The 15,303-nt window shown below is 72.8% G+C and carries 11 protein-coding genes and 1 tRNA gene; 6 read left to right on the top strand and 6 right to left on the bottom strand.

The features are described 5' to 3' along the window. Positions 1–25: 25 nt before the first annotated feature. From ACTFAP_RS14435 to ACTFAP_RS14415, 5 genes are read right to left on the bottom strand one after another with little or no spacing between them, the layout of a single operon-like run. Positions 26–1,681, bottom strand: a complete 1,656-nt coding sequence (locus ACTFAP_RS14435; RefSeq protein WP_500469373.1) for a lipid II flippase MurJ — start codon at positions 1,679–1,681, stop codon at positions 26–28. After that, positions 1,668–3,044, bottom strand: a complete 1,377-nt coding sequence (locus tag ACTFAP_RS14430) for an O-antigen ligase family protein (protein ID WP_500469371.1) — start codon at positions 3,042–3,044, stop codon at positions 1,668–1,670. The genes ACTFAP_RS14435 and ACTFAP_RS14430 overlap by 14 nt, the downstream gene beginning before the upstream one ends. A 2-nt stretch (positions 3,045–3,046) precedes the next feature. Beyond that, entirely contained in the window at positions 3,047–4,417 is a 1,371-nt protein-coding gene (locus ACTFAP_RS14425; RefSeq protein ID WP_500469370.1) for an exopolysaccharide biosynthesis polyprenyl glycosylphosphotransferase, read from the bottom strand. Beyond that, positions 4,404–6,200, bottom strand: a complete 1,797-nt coding sequence (locus ACTFAP_RS14420; protein WP_500469369.1) for a glycosyltransferase — start codon at positions 6,198–6,200, stop codon at positions 4,404–4,406. The genes ACTFAP_RS14425 and ACTFAP_RS14420 overlap by 14 nt, the downstream gene beginning before the upstream one ends. Before the next feature lie 20 nt (positions 6,201–6,220). Then, on the bottom strand, positions 6,221–7,303 hold the full coding sequence (locus ACTFAP_RS14415) for a DUF3344 domain-containing protein (protein WP_500469367.1): 1,083 nt from the start codon (positions 7,301–7,303) through the stop codon (positions 6,221–6,223). Between the two features lie 381 nt (positions 7,304–7,684). On the opposite strand from ACTFAP_RS14415, the gene ACTFAP_RS14410 reads away from it, so the two are divergent. Beyond that, complete coding sequence (locus ACTFAP_RS14410) at positions 7,685–8,614, top strand: hypothetical protein (protein ID WP_500469365.1); 930 nt, start codon at positions 7,685–7,687, stop codon at positions 8,612–8,614. Between the two features lie 319 nt (positions 8,615–8,933). Here the strand turns inward: ACTFAP_RS14410 and ACTFAP_RS14405 are convergent. Next, a tRNA-Leu gene (locus ACTFAP_RS14405) sits at positions 8,934–9,020 on the bottom strand. Positions 9,021–9,367: 347 nt separating this feature from the next. Here ACTFAP_RS14405 and ACTFAP_RS14400 point away from each other — a divergent pair. From ACTFAP_RS14400 to ACTFAP_RS14380, 5 genes are all read left to right on the top strand, one after another. Then, entirely contained in the window at positions 9,368–10,165 is a 798-nt protein-coding gene (locus tag ACTFAP_RS14400) for an FHA domain-containing protein (protein WP_400011584.1), read from the top strand. A gap of 10 nt (positions 10,166–10,175) precedes the next feature. After that, positions 10,176–10,691, top strand: coding sequence for an FHA domain-containing protein FhaB/FipA (locus ACTFAP_RS14395; protein ID WP_390115678.1), 516 nt, complete (start codon positions 10,176–10,178; stop codon positions 10,689–10,691). A 79-nt stretch (positions 10,692–10,770) separates the two neighbouring features. Further along, positions 10,771–12,258 (top strand): PP2C family protein-serine/threonine phosphatase, encoded by a 1,488-nt coding sequence (locus tag ACTFAP_RS14390; protein ID WP_500469362.1) that lies wholly within the window; start codon positions 10,771–10,773, stop codon positions 12,256–12,258. A gap of 79 nt (positions 12,259–12,337) precedes the next feature. After that, entirely contained in the window at positions 12,338–13,732 is a 1,395-nt protein-coding gene (locus tag ACTFAP_RS14385; protein ID WP_390115674.1) for an FtsW/RodA/SpoVE family cell cycle protein, read from the top strand. Next, positions 13,729–15,192 carry a peptidoglycan D,D-transpeptidase FtsI family protein gene (locus ACTFAP_RS14380; RefSeq protein ID WP_500469360.1) on the top strand — a complete coding sequence of 488 codons (1,464 nt, stop codon included), beginning with the start codon at positions 13,729–13,731 and terminating at the stop codon, positions 15,190–15,192. The genes ACTFAP_RS14385 and ACTFAP_RS14380 overlap by 4 nt, the downstream gene beginning before the upstream one ends. Positions 15,193–15,303 lie beyond the last annotated feature (111 nt).

The raw sequence follows: 15,303 nt of genomic DNA, 5'->3' as shown, positions 1-15,303 counted from the left end.
GACATCGTGTCCCGTTCCGTCTCGGTCATGGTGTGGCCTTCAGCTTTCGTTGAGCGGCGGACAGCAGCGCCACGGCCTCCGGCACCCGGAGCGCCCACGCGCCGGCGGCGAACACCGCCGGCACCGCCAGGGCGGCGAGTGCGGCGGACAGCAGCGGGGAACCGGTCGCGTCCGCCACCGCCCACCCCGCCGCGCCCGCGGCGAGACCGGACAGCAGCAGGCGGCCGAGCCCGGCCATGACGGTGGCCGGGTCGATGGGGACGACCCGCCCGGCGAGGCCGCGCATCAGCAGCAGGGCGGTGGCGGTGATGCCGGCGGCGTTGGCCGCAGCGATCCCGGCGGCGCCCCAGTACCGGACGGCGACGGCGCCCGCGACCACCGTGATGGCGAGCCCCACCCCCATGGCGGCCAGCGGGAACCAGGTGGGTCTTGCGGCGGAGAAGAACGGCCGGATGAGCGCGCCGACCAGGGTGTGGCCGAGCAGCCCGAGCGCGTACACGCGCATCACCTCGGCGGTGGCGGCGGTCGCCTCCGCCGTGAACTCGCCGCGCTGGAAGAGGAGCTGCACCAGGTGCGGGGCGCAGGCCATGACGTACGCGGCGCCCAGCACGGCCACGATCCCGACCAGCAGCAGGTCGCGTTCCACCCGCCGCCTGGCGCCGTGGGTGTCGCCCTCCGCCATGGCGCGCGCGACGAGCGGCAGGGTGACGGTGGGGATCATGAGTGCCAGCACCATGGGGATCTGGCTGACCTTCTGCGCGTAGTTGAGGTGCGAGATGGCGCCGGGGGTGAGCGAGGAGGCGAGGAAACGTTCCACCAGGACCTGGGCCTGACGGCTGATCGCGAAGAGCGCGATCGGTGCGACGAGAGCCACGGTCACGCCCAGGACGTACGGTCGCCCTCCGGCCGCAGCCGTACGGCGCCGGGCGCGCCAGTCGGCCCAGGCGCCGCGCACCGGCAGCTTGCGCAGGAAGAACGGCAGTTGCAGCAGCACCATCAGCGCGCCGCCGACCGCGACCCCCAGCGCGGCGGCGCGTACCCCGAACCGCGCGTGCAGCGCCAGCGCGGTGGCGATGATGCCGATGTTGTAGCCGATGTAGATGGCGGCCGGGGCCAGGTAGCTGCGGTGGGCGCGCAGGGCGGCGCTGAAGTAGCCGGCGATGCCGAAGGTGAGCACGGTGACGGCGGTGAGCCGGGTGCAGTCCACGGCGAGCGCCGGGTCGGCGAGGCCGGGGGCGAGCAGCCGTACGAGCAGGGGGGCGGCGAGCGCGGCGAGCGTGGCGGCCACCGCCAGGCCCAGGAGCACACGCGGCAGGGAGTCGGCGAGCAGCCGCCGTACGGGGTCGGGGCCTGGGTCCTCGTCCGTGCCGCTGCTCCCGGCGGCTGCCCGCCGGGCGAGGGCCACACTGAACGCGGGCACCAGCACCAGCGCCATCGCCTCTTCGATCAGCAGCGTCGAGGCGAACTCGGGAAGGGTCCAGGAGACGAGGAACGCGTCCGTCGCCCCATCCGCACCGAACAGACGTGCGATCATCTGATCGCGCAGCAGCCCGAACAGCGCCCCGCCCGCCGCCAGCGCCGCCGTCAGGGTCGCCGCCCGCGCGACGAACCGGCTGCCGGTGTCCGCACCACGGCCGGGGGAGGGCCGCTCCAGCACCCCGCCGCCCTCACCGCCGCTCATGACCCACCGCCCCGGCCACCGGCACCGGCCGCTCACCCGGCGCCCGCGCACCGCCCGGCGGCGTCTGTTGGCGCAGCGCCGCCGGCGCCAGCGCCCACCACGCCACCAGGCCGAACGCCACCGCCGTCAGCACCGTCGTCGGCCCGCCGATGTCCGCGTACAGGAAGTTGACGGTCAGCCACACCACGAGGCCCGCCGCCAGCAGCCCGCCGTCCACAGGACCGCAGCGCCGCAGCCGCAGCACCGCGCCCAGCAGCAGCGCCGCCCAGCTGCCCACCACCGCCGCCGCGCCCAGCAGTCCCTGCTCGCTCAGCAGCAGCAGATACATGTTGTGCGGCGACAGCAGTTCCTGCACCTGGAAGTCCAGGCCCGCCCCGGCGGTGTCGCTGCCGGCCGACAGCGCCAGCGGGGCGTGCGTGTCGCGGTACTCGGCGAACCCCTTGAGGCCCACCCCCGTCCACGGCTCCTGCCGCCACATCGCCCGCGCCGCGTCCCACATCGCGTACCGGTCGATCACCGACTGGTCCGGGGTGCCGGTCACCGCTCCGATGCTGGTGAGCCGGTCCGCGACCGCGTCCGACACCAGCGCGGCACCGCCCACCAGCAGCGCGCCGCCGCACACCAGCAGCGCGAGGGTACGGCGCGCCCGCCGCCAGCCGGCGATCAGCAGCACCGTGCACACCGCCGCCCCGGTGGCCAGCCACGCGCCCCGGCTGAACGACACCGCCAGCGGGAGGCACAGCGCGCCCGCGCAGCCCAGCGCCGCCGGCCGCCACCAGCGGGGCGCGCCCGCCGGCGGGGCCAGGCCGAGCGCGAGCGCGGCGATCAGCCCGTAGGAGACGACGGTGGCCATGCCCATCACGTTCAGCGGGCCGAAGGTGCCCACGGCCCGCACGTTCTCGCCCATGTACGAGGCGCCGCTGCCGGTCGCGTACTGCACCACCCCGACCGCACCCTGCACCAGCGCGAGGCCGACGACCGCCACGGCGACCAGCCGCACATCGCGCCGCGAGCGCAGCAGCAGCACCAGCGCCAGCGGCACCAGCACGAACACCTGTACGTAGCGCAGGAATCCGGGCAGCGCCGCCACCGGATCGGCCGCCCCGATCGTGACGACGGCGAACGCCACGGCCGGGGCGCCCAGGATCGCCGCCGCCTGCGCGCTGAGCCGTGGCGCGGCGGACCAGCGCCGCACCAGCACCAGCGCGCACGCCACCACCAGGGCGAGCGAGGCGGCGTCGGCCGGGGTGACCCGGCTGGTCACCGGCAGCGCCAGCAGCGCGACGGGCAGGACGGCGAGCAGCACCGTCCAGTGCGATGCGGCGGACCGCGCGGCGCGGGCGGGGAGGGCGAGTGCCGCCATCGTCAACTGCCCCCGAGCCGGAAGCAGGAGGCGGTGGTGCGCAGCATGATGCGCAGGTCCGCCCACAGCGACCACGTCTCGATGTAGAGGTTGTCGAAACGGGTGCGGTCCTCGATGGAGGTGTCTCCGCGCAGGCCGCTGACCTGGGCCAGCCCCGTCAGCCCGACCGGCATCCGGTGGCGGTCGGCGTACCCGGGGTACGTACGGCTGAACTCGTCCACGAAGTGCGGGCGTTCGGGGCGCGGGCCGACCAGGCTCATGTCGCCGCGCAGGACGTTCCACAACTGGGGCAGTTCGTCGAGGGAGGTGCGGCGCAGCAGCCGGCCGACCGGGCTCATGCGGTCGTCACCCGCGATGTTCCAGCGGGTGGCGGACTCCTGGTCGGTGTCGGGGCGCAGGGTGCGGAACTTGAGCATGGTGAAGGGCTTGCCGGCCCGGCCGACGCGTTCCTGCCGGAAGATGACCCCGGGGCCGTCGGCGAGGCGGACGGCGAGCGCGCAGGCGCCGAGCACGGGTGCGGCGAGCAGCAGGGCGAGGGCGGCGCCGGTGATGTCGACCAGCCGCTTGAGGAAGTCGGCCCCCCAGGGCCGGCGTTCGGGCGGGTCCAGGCGGCGGCAGGTGTAGCCCCACAGGTGGGTGGCGGGGGCCGGGAACCACAACGGCGGCTCGGGGTCCACCAGCCACACGGAACAGCCGGCTTCCCAGCACCGGCGCAGCGGGGTGCCGTCCTCCTGGGCGCGGGTGAAGACGACGGTGCGCACGCCGTGTTCGGCCAGAGCGGCGGCCACCTCGTGCGGTTCGGCCTGGGCGGTGGGGCGCATGCCGTACTCGGGGTGCTCGGTGAGCAGCGCGGCGACCCGGCGGGCCGCGGTGCCCGTGCCCACGACGAGGGTGGCGCGCGGCCGTTCGCGCACGGCGACGCGGCGCAGCTGGTAGACGGCGCCGCGCCCGGCGGCGGCGAGCAGCGGTACGAGGAGGAAAGCGGGGCCGCCGCCGCCGAGCAGCCAGCCGAGCAGGCCGTGGCCGCACAGCCGGGGCAGTTCGTCGAGGGCGGCGGCCATGGGGGTCGGGCGGTAGAACCCGGCCCAGGCGTTGAGCGGCAGCAGGACGGCGAGCGCCGCGAGGCCGTGCAGCAGTTCGGTGCTCAGCGCGGCCACGAGGACGACGGCGAGCACGTCGGCGCCGAGCAGCAGCCCGGTGATTCCGGGCCGCCGGCGGCGCCGGGCGGCGCGGGGCGCGTCCGGCGGGGGTGCGGTGGCCCGTCCCGGCGCGGGCAGCACGACGGGGGCGGGCCCCGGTGCGGGGGCGCGGGCGGGGAGCAGGGTACGCGGCCGGGTGCCGGTGTCCGGCACGCTGACGCTATCCGTGGGCATGCCCGCCTCCGTTCGCACCGGCGGCCGACGGGGACGCGGAGGTGGACACGGAGGTGGACACGGAGGTGGACGGGCTGTCGGCGAGGACCCCGGACTCCGCGTCGGTAGCCGGCGGGGGCACGGCAACGGCCGCCGGCTCGGTGCCGCGCACCGGGGCGCCGTCACCGGCGTCCGGGCCTTCCCCGCTCCCGGCGGTCGGGGCGCCACCGGGCGCCGGAACGGCTTCCGTCGCCGCGGCGGGCAGGGCACCGTGCGCGTCCGCCGGGAGGCCGGCGGCACCGTCCGGCACCGGCGCCCCGTCCGGGCCCTCCGTTCCCGGTGACCAGCCCGCGACCACGAACACGGCACCCGGGCCCTTGCCCGGCAGTCGTTCGGGACCACCCGGTCCCCTGGGCGCACCGGCCGGCCGCCCCGCCTGGCGGGCGTCCGCGCCCTCGGCGGCGGACGCAGCGACCGGGGCGGAGCCGTCCCGCGTCGATGTCTCCCCGGCACCCGTCCCGTCGGCGACCGGCACCTGCGGGCCCACGTCGTCCACCCGCTCGTCGGCCGGCCGGCCCTCGGCCGCCGCCGTGCCGGGGGCCGCCGGGCCGCGCCGCGCCGGCCGTCCTGCGGCGGCCCGGACGCTGCCGAGCCCGTGCCCGTACCGGTGCTGGTGCGCCGGCCCGCACGGGCCCCGTACGTCCGCGTACAGCTCCGCGTACGCCGCCGCCATCGTGTCCGTCCCGCAGGTGGCCCGCGCATGCGCCTGCGCGGCCCGAGCCAGTGCGCGCCGCCGCTCGGGCGCGGTCAGCAGTGCCGTCATCGCCTGCCCCAGCGCGGCCACATCCCCCGCCGGGACCAGGCATTCGTCCGCCTGGCCGGGCGCCAGGCTCTCCCGCCCGCCGCCCACGTCGCTCAGCAGCACGGCCCGCCCCACCGCCATCGCCTCCAGCGGCGCGAGCGCCATCCCCTCCCACCGCGAGGGCTGGACGACCAGATCGGCCGCCGTGTACCAGGGCACCGGGTCGTCCGTGTGCCCGGCGAACAGCACGTGCCGCGGGTCGGCCATCGCCTCCAGCCGGGCCCGTTCCGGGCCGTCCCCGACCAGCACCAGCCGTGCGCCCGGCACCCGTTCGAGGACCCGCCGCCAGGCCGCGAGCAGCAGGTCCTGCCCCTTCTGCCGGCACAGCCGTCCCACGCACACCACCAGCGGGGCCCGCTGCGGCAGCCCGTGCACGGCCGCCAGCGCGGCCCGCGCCTGCCGCCGGTCGACCTCTCCCGCGGCCGGGTACCGGCCGAGGTCGATCCCGTTCCTGATCACCGACCAGCGGGCGGTGATCCCGGCCCGCAGTCCCAGGTCCCGCTCGGCCTCGCTGACGCACACCACCCGGTCCGCCCACCGGCTGGCGAAGCGTTCCCAGCGCACCGCGGCCCGCTGCGTCACCCCTTCCGCGGCCTCGAAGGACCAGGCGTGCGGCTGGAACACCGTCGGGACCCGCCCGCGCAGTCCGAGCCGGCCCGCCAGGCCGGCCTTGGCGCTGTGCAGATGGACCACGTCCGGCCGCAGACCGCGCACCGCGCGGGCCACGAAGGCCGCTTCCCAGGGCAGGTTGCCGCCCGGTTCCCGTCCGGCGACCCAGTCGCGCACCTCGGCGCCGGCCGCCCGCGCCGCCCCGCCGAGCGGGCCGCCGGGCGGGCACAGCAGCGCGGTACGGATCCCGGCCGCGGTCTGGGTGCGCACCAGATCGGTCACGACCTGGGCGACGCCTCCGCCGGTGGGCTGCGCGACGTGCAATACGGTCATCGCTGTCATCGGGGGCCGCCTCACTCTCGGGCGTCGGCCTGGAAGAAGACCGCACCGAGCTGGTAGGGGCGGGACCCGCCCGTGAACCGCAGCTCCAGCTCGTCGGGCCCGGCGCCCAGCGCGTCGGTCACGTCCAGCACGTTGGAGTCGTAGCCGAGGGTGTTGACGTACGCCGGGTCGCGCGCGGTGACGTTGCGCCCGTGGTCGGCGATGGTGGATTCCAGCGCCCGGTGCCGCACCGTCGCCCCCTCCGGGGCCTGTACGGTCAGCCCGTGCCCGCCCGCGGTGCGCTCGCCGTGGTAGCCGACGACCCCGACGCTGCCCTCGGCGCCCCGGTCGATGTTCAGCCCGTCCAGGGTGAGGACGACATCCGTGCCCGGCCCGTCAACGGACTCGAAGCCGTCCCAGATGGCGAGTTCGCGCAGCGGCTCGGCGGGGTTCTCGTAGGCGACGACGAGCGTCCAGCCGCCCCAGGCGCCCATGTCCGAGTTGCCCATGGCGACATTGATCTGGGCGACCGTCCAGGCGCCCGGCTGGGACCACCGCACCAGTTCGGTGATGTCGGCGGAGGCGGAGAACCCCTGGTGAACGTCCGCGTCGCGGTGCCCGACGACGGAGTCGGCGCGGATCTCCTTGTACTTCCCGCCGGGTTCCGCGACCAGGACGCGGTCGTTGTCGGCCGGCGGCTTCTGCTCGCCGACCCGGAGGTTGGCGCCCCAGTACAGGCGCGCGTAGCTCACCCGGGAGCCCTGCGGCAGCCGCAGATCGGCGCTGGAGGAGTTGTAGGTATTGCGGTCGGAGTCGACGTCGATGTACGTCATCTCGTACTGCCCGCTGCGTCCGCCGGCCCCTTCGCGCTGCACGGCGGTGCAGGCGGGGGCGGTGATGGTGACGGCCGCGCCGCAGGTGATGACGGAGTTGGCGGCCCGCGCGATCCCGCCGTGCTGCACCGCGTGGTAGCGCTCGGCGAACGGTACGGTCTCGGCTTCCCCCCGATCGGAGGGCGCGGGGACGGCGGTGTGCTGGGACACCCCGATGGACAACAGCAGCGCGGACAGTGCACAGACCACCGCGCGTTTTCCGAACCCCACAGAAAAGCGCATGACCAACCTTCCCAAGCCATTTCCCGACAGGCGTTGAAAACCATGACAGAAAACAAAAGGGAAAGCACGTAAAACACACGGCGTTGAACGCACGAAGCGACCCTAGGATTTACATACCATCAGGAATCAGGAATGGTGCGCCGGGCGGCGCGGAGAAGCGTCGTTTCCCACACCATCGCCGTACGCGGAACAGCCTGAGCCGTTCCCGCCGGGCCGGGATGTCCATCCGGTGATCCTCTCAGCAGACCACCGCACCGGACCGCGCGGCCGTTCCGGTGATTCGGCCTCGCCGGGAGGGGGTCGGGGTGGCCGGGCCCCTTTTCCGGGGCAGGATCGCGCCGCCGGGACCCTCCCGTGCTCCCCCACGCGAGCGAGGCAGACATGAACACGAAATGGACGCGGTCACGCAGGCGGAGCCTGTGCGCCGTCGCCTTCACAGCGGCGCTCTTCCCGGTCCTCCCCTGGTCGGGAGGAGCGGTCGGACACGCCACCGAACAGCGGGCGGCGGTGTTCTGCGGCCGGGAGGTCGCGGCCGGCACGGTCGAGACGGACCAGGGAATTCCGGAATCCAACCAGGAGAAATTCCACCAGGTCTCCGCCGAGCGCGTGTTCGTCTTCGACGTACGGCCGACCAATCCCGACGCGGTGCCCCTCCTCAAGGCGGGGGCGCTGCCCAAGCCCGAACACATCAAGGCGAAGACCATCAACCACCGCGACGTCCTGCTCGGCGCGGCCGAGGGAATCACGGACCTGGACGTGGGCAAGGTCGGCTTCTTCGTCCCGGTCCTGCCCGAGGGAGCCGATCAGGGCCTGCGCGACCGCTACGACCGCAGGCTGGAGGAACACCACGAACTGGCGGAAACGATGGCCCGGTACCAGGACGAGGGAAGGCTCCTCGTGACGGGCGGTGTGGTGTACGGGTGGGACATGAACGGTGTGCCGCAGCCCTACACCGGCGACCACGACGTGTTCGACATCACGCGTACCGACAGCGAGCGCGTCGCCGATTTCGAAGAGGCGGACGTCATCGGCCACATGAAGAAACTGGACATGGCCGTCATGCACGGGGCGCACATGTTCTGGAATCCGCTGACCGCGTTCGACGCCGGCATCAAGGAGCGCATCACCGCGCAGCATCAGGGCCCCGACGGGGAGGCGCTGGTGCGCTTCGTCCCCGGGCAGGACGCGGCCCGGCTGGTGTTCGCGCAGGACCCGGTCTCCGTGGAGCCGCCGGAGCGCTGCCCCGCCGCCCCACCCGCGCCGGCGGCGCCGGAGGAGGAGGAGGAGGAGGACGGGCCGGGAGCCGCCTGACCCCGTGCGGGTGAACACCGGTGCGCGGTACGCGGCGGCACCATGCGGATGCGCGGGACGCGGCCCTCTCTCCGGGACGAACGTTCCCCGGCCCACCGTCGGCGCCCCGTCGGCGCCCCGTCGGCACCCCGTCGGCATCGGTGTCGGCCGGCGGACCGCTGGCGGACCGCCACCGGCAACCCGCCGGAAAGCTCCGTGGTGTAAATCACACCGCAGCATTCCTCGGTCCGGCCGTCCCCCTCCGACGCGGGAGCCGATCACGGAGCGCAGCCAAAAGCGGAGCGGCCGGCATCGTGTTGACGATGCCGGCCGCTCCGACTGGTGCGCGAGGGGGGAGTTGAACCCCCACGCCCTTTCGGGCACTGGAACCTGAATCCAGCGCGTCTGCCTATTCCGCCACCCGCGCATTGGGTGTTGCCGCCTTGTTCTGCGTCGGGACCGTGGTCCCTGGCGACGAACAGAAGATTAGCACGCACCGGGCACCGCTCTCACCTCGGTGATCCACGCCCCCGTTCCGCACCCCCGCGACCCCGGCCCACGGCCGTAAACCCTCCCCATCCCTCCGCAGAACCTTCGCGCATGCGGGACACTGTTCTCTGCTCCCCTTTACGATCCCGGGGGGAGCAGCGGCGTGGGTGCGGGCACCGTCCGGGGCCACCCCGGGAACCACCTGATCGTCTCGCGCGTGGATACGATCAGTAAGCATGACCGCGCCGAACCGCAGGCTGTCGGGACACCGGAAGGAGGTGCGTCATGGGAGTCTTGAAGCGTTTCGAGCAGCGCCTCGAAGGTCTCGTCAACGGCACCTTCGCCAAGGTCTTCAAGTCCGAGGTGCAGCCGGTGGAGATCGCCGGCGCTCTCCAGCGCGAGTGCGACAACAACGCCACCATCTGGAACCGTGACCGCACCGTCGTCCCCAACGACTTCATCGTCGAACTGAGCGGCGGCGACTACGACCGGCTCGCCCCCTACTCCGGGCAGCTCGGCGACGAACTGGCCGGAATGGTCCGCGAGTACGCCAAGCAGCAGCGCTACACCTTCATGGGCGAGATCAAGGTCAACCTGGAGAAGTCGCCCACCCTGGACACCGGTCTCTACCGGGTCCGCAGCCGCACGCTGGCCTCCAGCAGCAGTGCGCAGGGCCCGGGCGCCCCGACCTTCGGCGGCTCCGCCCCCATGGCACCGCCGCCCGGCGCGCCCCGGATGCCGGCGGGCGCGCCCCCGGTGCCCGCCGGGCCGCCGCCCGGTGCCGCCCCCGGTGTCCGGGGCACCGTGCGCCGCTGGGTGGAGATCAACGGCACCCGGCACCAGATCTCCCGCCCCACGCTCGTCCTCGGTCGCAGCACCGAGGCCGACGTCCGGATCGACGATCCCGGTGTCTCCCGCAGGCACTGCGAGATCCAGGCCACAGAACCGGCCACAATCCGGGACCTGGGTTCCACCAACGGCATCGTGGTCGACGGGCAGCACACCAAACGCGCTACGCTCCGCGACGGCTCACGCGTCGTCGTGGGCAGCACCACCGTCATTTACCGGCAAGCCGAAGGGTGAAGCGGGGGCAATGTCAGAGCTGACCCTGACGGTCATGAGGCTGGGTTTCCTGGCCGTTCTGTGGCTGTTCGTGATCGTCGCCGTACAGGTGATCCGCAGCGACCTGTTCGGTACGCGGGTCACCCAGCGCGGCGCCGCCCGCCAGAGCGCCGCCCCGATGCAGCCGCGCAGCCGGCAGCAGCAGTCGCCGCAGCAGGCCAAGCCCGCTCGCGGCGGCCGGCAGCGGCGCGGTGCCCCGACGAAGCTGGTGATCACCGAGGGTTCCCTCACCGGAACCACTGTCGCCCTCCAGGGGCAGACCATTACGCTCGGCCGGGCACATGACTCGACGATCGTGCTGGACGACGACTATGCCTCGGGGCGGCACGCGAGGATCTACCCCGACCGCGACGGCCAGTGGATCGTCGAGGACCTCGGATCGACCAATGGCACCTACCTCGAGCGCGGCCGGCTGACCACCCCGGTACCGATCCCGCCCGGAGCGCCGATCCGGATCGGCAAGACGGTCATCGAGCTGCGGAAGTAGGGACGGCCACCATGAGGACCGGGATGACCGGAGGGCGGGCAGCGTGTTCGGAGCCCCGGAACAGGCGGGTGAGGTGAGCATGACACTGTCCTTGAGATTCGCCGCCGGATCGCACGTCGGCATGATCCGTGACCACAACGAGGACTCCGGCTACGCCGGGCCCCGGCTGCTGGCCATCGCGGACGGCATGGGCGGCCAGGCGGCCGGCGAGGTCGCCTCCTCCGAAGTGATCTCCACCCTCGTCCAGCTCGACGACGACATCCCGGGCTCCGACATCCTCACCTCCCTCGACGCCTCCGTCCAGGGCGCCAACGACCGGCTGCGCGCGATGGTCGAGGAGGACTCCCGCCTCGACGGCATGGGCACCACGCTCACCGCCCTGCTGTGGACCGGCCAGCGGCTCGGCGTCGTCCACGTCGGCGACTCCCGCGCCTACCTGCTGCGCGGCGGCGAGCTGACGCAGATCACCCAGGACCACACCTGGGTGCAGCGCCTGGTCGACGAGGGCCGCATCACCGAGGAAGAGGCCACCACCCACCCGCAGCGCTCACTGCTGATGCGGGCCCTGGGCAGCGCCGACCACATCGAGGCCGACCTCTCCATCCGGGAGGTGCGGGCCGGCGACCGCTACATGGTCTGCTCCGACGGCCTGTCCGGTGTCGTCAGCCACGACACCCTCCAGGACACCCTCGGCACCTTCCTGCCCCCGCAGGACACCGTCCGCGATCTGATCGAGCTGGCCCTGCGCGGCGGCGGCCCCGACAACATCACCTGCATCGTGGCCGACGTCCTCGACGTCGACACCCAGGTCGGGGACACCCTCGCCCAGCAGATGTACGACGCCCCGCAGATCGTCGGCGCGGTCGCCGAGACCCAGGCGCAGACCGGCGGCGACGCCCCGGCCACCCCCGCCTCGCGCGCCGCCGAACTGGGCCGCGCCCAGCCCGGCGCCCCGGCCGGCGCGGCGGAGGGCTCGGTACCGCCCGGCACCTTCGGCGCGTTCACCGACGAGGAGTACGTACCGCAGCGGCCCCGGCGCCGCCCCTGGCGCACCATCACCCTGTCCGTCCTGGCCCTCGCCGTCGCCGGCGCCGGCCTGTACACCGGCTACCGCTGGACGCAGAACCAGTACTACGTCGGCGCCAACGGCGATCACGTCGCGCTCTTCCAGGGCGTCAGCCAGGACCTGGGCCCGCTCAGCCTGTCCAGCGTCAAGGAGGACCATCCCGAGATCACCCTGGAGATGCTCCCCGACTACCAGCGCAGCCAGGTCGAGGGCTCCATCTCCGTCAACGATCTCGCCGAGGCGCAGACCCGCATCACCGAGCTGGGTGAGCAGGCGGACGCCTGCCAGGCGCTCGCCGACTATCGCGAGGCCCTTGAGCAGGCCGAGCAGGACAAGCAGGACGCCAAGAACGACGGCAACAGCCCCACCCCGGACGCCCCGGACACTCCGGAGGATGCCGAAGCCACCGATCCGCCCAGCGGGGGCGACGAAGCCGCCGCACCCGAGATCCCGACCCTCACCGAACGCCAGCAGCAGCTCTCGCGGCAGTGCGCCCCTTAGCAGGCGTCCCGCGTGAGCGCGGCCCGTACCGGCCCTCTCCCGGGCCGTACGGCCTGGCGCGACCCAGAGACCTGAAGCGATGAGCACCAGCAACACCACCGTCTCCACCGGAGGGCTGCCGAGCCGCCGGAACACCGAGCTGGCGATGCTCGTGTTCGCCGTGCTCATCCCCGTGCTGGCCTACGTCAACGTGGGCCTGGCCAAGGACGGCACCGTCCCGACCGGCACCCTCGGCTACGGCCTGGGCCTGGGCCTGATGGCCGCCGTCGCGCATCTGGTGGTCCGGCGCTGGGCGCCGTACGCCGATCCGCTCATGCTGCCGATCGCCACCCTGCTCAACGGCATGGGCCTGGTGCTGATCTGGCGTCTGGACCTGGAGCCGACCATCACCACCGCCCGGCTCGGCGGACCGATGGCCCCGAACCAGCTCATGTGGTCGGCGCTGGGGGTGGCGCTCTTCCTCGGGGTGCTGATCTTCCTCAAGGACCACCGCATCCTGCAGCGCTACACCTACATCTCCATGGTGGTCGCGCTGGTGCTGCTGATCTCCCCGCTGTTCTTCGGCGAGGTCAACGGCGCCCGGATCTGGGTCACCATCCCCGGGGTCGGCTCGCTGCAGCCCGGCGAGTTCGCCAAGATCGTCATCGCCGTGTTCTTCGCCGGCTACCTGATGGTCAAGCGCGACGCCCTCGCGCTGGCCTCGCGCCGGGTGCTCGGCGTCTACCTGCCGCGCGGGCGCGACCTGGGCCCGATCCTGGCGATCTGGGCCGTCTCCCTGATGATCCTCATCTTCGAGACCGACCTGGGCATGTCCCTGCTGTTCTTCGGGATCTTCGTGGTGATGCTGTACGTCGCCACCGAGCGCACCAGCTGGATCATCTTCGGTCTGCTGCTGTCGGTCTCCGGCGCGGTGGCGGTCGCCTCCGTCAACGCCCACGTGGGCGAACGCGTCAACAACTGGCTGGACCCGCTGGCGCTGGGCGCCAACGGCGGCGTCACCGAGACCGCCCAGTCCATGTACGCCTTCGGCTCCGGCGGACTCTTCGGCTCCGGGCTCGGCCAGGGGTACTCCCGCCTCATCGGCGGCATCGCCACCAAGTCCGACTACATCCTGGCGACCGTCGGCGAGGAGCTCGGTCTTGTCGGCCTGATGGCGATCATCCTGCTGTACGGGCTGCTCGTGCAGCGCGGCATGCGCACCGCCCTCGCCGCCCGTGACCCGTTCGGCAAGCTGCTCGCGGTCGGCCTCTCCGGCGTCTTCGCGATCCAGATCTTCGTCGTGGCCGGCGGTGTGACCGGCCTCATCCCGCTCACCGGTATGACCATGCCGTTCCTCGCCCAGGGCGGTTCCTCCGTGATCGCGAACTGGGCTTTGATCGCGCTCCTACTTCGGATCAGCGACACTGCACGACGACCCGCACCCGCCCCCGCGCCCAACACGGACGTCGAACAGACTCAGGTAGTACGAGTATGAACAAACCAATGCGACGCGTCGCTGTCTTCTGCGGCCTGCTCATCCTCGCCCTGCTGGTCCGCGTCAACTGGGTGCAGTTCGTCCAAGCCGACGAGCTCCAGACCGACGCCAACAACCGGCGGGTGCTGATCGAGCGGTACGCGCACCCGCGCGGCGACATCATCGTCGAGGGCAACTCCATCACCGGCTCGGTCGAGACCGAGGACAACGACTTCGCGTACAAGCGCACCTACACGGACGGCGAGATGTGGGCGCCGGTCACCGGCTTCGCCTCGCTGTTCAACACCACCCTGCTCGAGGGCATCTACGACTCGATCCTCACCGGCGACGACGACCGGCTGTTCTTCAACCGCACCATCGACATGCTCACCGGCAAGGACCGCACCGGCGGCAACGTCGTCACCACCCTCAACGAGGACGCCCAGCGGGCCGCCTTCGAGGGCCTGGGCGACAAGAAGGGCGCGGTCGCCGCGATCGACCCCCGCACCGGCGAGATCCTCGCCCTGGTCTCCACTCCCTCCTACGACCCCTCCACCTTCACCGGGAACTCCTCGGACGACACCGAGGCGTGGAGCGCGCTCCAGAAGGAGAACAACCCGGACGACCCGATGCTCAACCGGGCACTGCGCGAGACCTACCCGCCCGGCTCCACCTTCAAGGTGGTCACGGCGGCGGCGGCGCTGGAGAACGGCCTGATCGACGGCGTGGACGAGAACACCGACTACCCGGACCCGTTCCCGCTGCCCGACACCAACGGGCAGGAGGTCGGGAACCTGATCGACGGTTACTGCCCCGACGCCTCGCTGCGCACCGCCCTGATGTGGTCCTGCAACACCGTCTTCCTCGGCATCAGTGACGAGCTGGGCAACGAGGCGATGATGGACACCGCGGCGACCTTCGGCTTCAACGAAGAGGTCTTCACCCCGGTCCGCGCCGAGGCCAGCCAGTACCCCGAGGACAACCGGCCGCAGAACGCCATGGCCGGCATCGGCCAGGCGTCCAACCGCGCCACCCCGCTCCAGATGGCCATGGTCGCCGCCGCCATCGCCAACGACGGCAAGCTCATGCAGCCGTACATGGTGGACCAGCTGGTCGCCCCGAACCTGAATGTGATCGAGCAGACCGAGCCGGAGGAGATGTCCCGGCCGCTGTCCGCCGAGAACGCCCAGGCGCTCCAGTCCGCCATGGAGTCCGTGGTCGACGAGGGCACCGCCTCCAACGCCAAGATCGACGGGGTGAAGGTCGGCGGCAAGACCGGTACCGCGCAGCACGGCGAGAACAACGAGGCCATCCCGTACGCGTGGTTCATCTCCTACGCCATGACGGACAACGGCTCCCCGGTGGCGGTCGCCGTCGTCGTGGAGAACGGCTCCCAGGACCGGAACGAGGTCGGCGGCAACGCGCTCGCCGCCCCCATCGCCAAGGACGTCATGGAAGCCGTCCTGGCCGGCCAGAATTGACCACACCGTGACAACCGCGCCCACCCGTCACACGTCATACACATGACCGGCCCGTACTGGGCCCTTCCCGGCGGCACGCGATACCGGTTGCGTATCGGCGAGCGGCCGGGA

It is taken from the genome of Streptomyces sp. PH9007 (assembly GCF_059813725.1).
The sequence above is the reverse complement of the archived record's forward strand: the minus strand, read 5'-3'. Positions and strand labels throughout refer to the sequence as shown.

What these genes read in the sequence shown, in the direction of transcription:
- ACTFAP_RS14425 (WP_500469370.1), bottom strand. Translation starts at nt 4,417, where the DNA reads ATGCCCACGGATAGCGTCAGCGTGCCGGACACCGGCACCCGGCCGCGT.
- ACTFAP_RS14420 (WP_500469369.1), bottom strand. Translation starts at nt 6,200, where the DNA reads ATGACCGTATTGCACGTCGCGCAGCCCACCGGCGGAGGCGTCGCCCAG.
- ACTFAP_RS14435 (WP_500469373.1), bottom strand. Translation starts at nt 1,681, where the DNA reads ATGAGCGGCGGTGAGGGCGGCGGGGTGCTGGAGCGGCCCTCCCCCGGC.
- ACTFAP_RS14400 (WP_400011584.1), top strand. Translation starts at nt 9,368, where the DNA reads ATGGGAGTCTTGAAGCGTTTCGAGCAGCGCCTCGAAGGTCTCGTCAAC.
- ACTFAP_RS14385 (WP_390115674.1), top strand. Translation starts at nt 12,338, where the DNA reads ATGAGCACCAGCAACACCACCGTCTCCACCGGAGGGCTGCCGAGCCGC.
- ACTFAP_RS14430 (WP_500469371.1), bottom strand. Translation starts at nt 3,044, where the DNA reads ATGGCGGCACTCGCCCTCCCCGCCCGCGCCGCGCGGTCCGCCGCATCG.
- ACTFAP_RS14380 (WP_500469360.1), top strand. Translation starts at nt 13,729, where the DNA reads ATGAACAAACCAATGCGACGCGTCGCTGTCTTCTGCGGCCTGCTCATC.
- ACTFAP_RS14390 (WP_500469362.1), top strand. Translation starts at nt 10,771, where the DNA reads ATGACACTGTCCTTGAGATTCGCCGCCGGATCGCACGTCGGCATGATC.
- ACTFAP_RS14415 (WP_500469367.1), bottom strand. Translation starts at nt 7,303, where the DNA reads ATGCGCTTTTCTGTGGGGTTCGGAAAACGCGCGGTGGTCTGTGCACTG.
- ACTFAP_RS14395 (WP_390115678.1), top strand. Translation starts at nt 10,176, where the DNA reads ATGTCAGAGCTGACCCTGACGGTCATGAGGCTGGGTTTCCTGGCCGTT.
- ACTFAP_RS14410 (WP_500469365.1), top strand. Translation starts at nt 7,685, where the DNA reads ATGAACACGAAATGGACGCGGTCACGCAGGCGGAGCCTGTGCGCCGTC.